At 63.1% G+C, this 1,421-nt stretch carries 3 protein-coding genes; all 3 read left to right on the top strand.

The window, feature by feature from the left end; translation table 11 throughout:
* The coding region (locus tag EOD15_RS36105) for a hypothetical protein (protein ID WP_185929163.1) at positions 1-253 on the top strand (253 nt) is incomplete at its 5' end.
* Entirely contained in the window at positions 186-713 is a 528-nt protein-coding gene (locus tag EOD15_RS34240; protein WP_127322766.1) for a hypothetical protein, read from the top strand. The genes EOD15_RS36105 and EOD15_RS34240, both read left to right, overlap by 68 nt.
* Positions 710-1,288: a hypothetical protein gene (locus EOD15_RS34235; protein ID WP_206523144.1), complete on the top strand. Its 579-nt coding sequence runs from the start codon at positions 710-712 to the stop codon at positions 1,286-1,288. The genes EOD15_RS34240 and EOD15_RS34235 overlap by 4 nt, the downstream gene beginning before the upstream one ends.
* Positions 1,289-1,421 lie beyond the last annotated feature (133 nt).

Below are 1,421 nucleotides of genomic sequence, written 5' to 3'. Positions count from 1 at the left end.
CCGCATCGCCGACACCGAACTTGAATTCAATCTGGGCGAGGCCGCGCATTTGGCCGAGCTGATCCTTTCCGGCGACCAGCGGGCGAAAACCACGCCCGGCCTGTCGCGAATTCTCTGCGCCACCGTCGCTGTTTTGTTCCGCGTCTCGCTCGCGGCGGGGGCACTGCAACGCCAAGAGGACTTTGATGGCGGAGACGCTGGACATCTGGACGATCAACCGGAAGCGGGCAGTGAAGAAGATCCCGATCGTTGACCTCTGCAGCCAGGCGGGCATCGGCGTGACCGCGTGGTTTCGCGCCATGAAGGGCACTACGGAAATGCGGCCGGAAACGCTTGCCAAGCTCAATGCGGCGCTGGGACGCGGCAAGATCGCCTTCGCCGGCGAGCATGGGCCGGTGACGACGCACGGCACCTTCAAGGTGTGCCTGGTCTACGCCGCCCAGGAGCTGAAACAGAACCCGAAAACCGTGCTGGCCAGCGACCCCGGGCGCAAGGCGACCGGCGATCCCGAATGGCAGGCGGCCGCGGAAGTGCGCCAGCTCGCCTTCTGGATCGCCACCCGCATGCTCGGCTTCGCGCAAGCCGATATCGCCCGAGCCGCCAGCGTGACGCGCCAGGCGGTGAGCACGGCAATCCAGGCGCTGGAAGACGAGCGCGACACCGACAAGCAGCTGGACCGGCTTTTGAACCACATCGAGGAGGTGTTTTCGTGAAGGGTTTTCCATGTCAGCAGGAATGGGTTGTCAATCTCTCGTGGATGCAACAGGCCGTGCTTTTCGCTGCGGTTCGCGCACCCGATGGCATCCGCAAAGACCATCCGGTCAAGGTGATGATGCGCTGGTATCGGCGCAGCGTCCTGCAGGGCGCGTTCGAAGGCCGCCCTTTCATTGATCCGTTCGAACCAGGCGGCGGCAGCTTCACGGGGCCGTTTACCTCGTCGCATGCCGAAGAGGCCGGCTTGATCCACCCGCAATGGGTAGCGGTCCCTCCGGCGCAGCGTGACCCGCTCTGGCAAGTCATTCGTCACGATGTCTTCAATAAAACGCGCGACCTGTATTTGCGTCACGTCGATGAACTGCCGCACCATTTCCAACTGCACCTGATGCATGCGGCCGAAATCATAGGATACGAGCATCCAACGCAATGGATCGCCGACTGGTGGCGGCAGTTCTATTTCATGATTGTCAACGACGCGCATCTGTTCCCGGAAACCCGCGAGCAGATGAATGAACGGCTATCCGATGATGAGGATGCATGGCGCGCCCGCGAAGTGGTGACGGCAGCATGAAAGCGCGCAGCCAGGAAGACATCACCGAGACCAGCCAGACGGTCGCCGGCCAGCTGCGGGCGTTCATCGAGCGTTTGGAGCGTGTTGGCGCCGAGCGCGAGGAGCTGGGCCGCGACCTGGCCGACATCTACGC

Origin of the sequence: Mesorhizobium sp. M7A.T.Ca.US.000.02.2.1 (genome assembly GCF_003996995.1) — a bacterium.
Taxonomy (GTDB): domain Bacteria; phylum Pseudomonadota; class Alphaproteobacteria; order Rhizobiales; family Rhizobiaceae; genus Mesorhizobium.
Note: the sequence above shows the minus strand (reverse complement) of the source record. Positions and strands in the feature narration are given on the sequence as shown.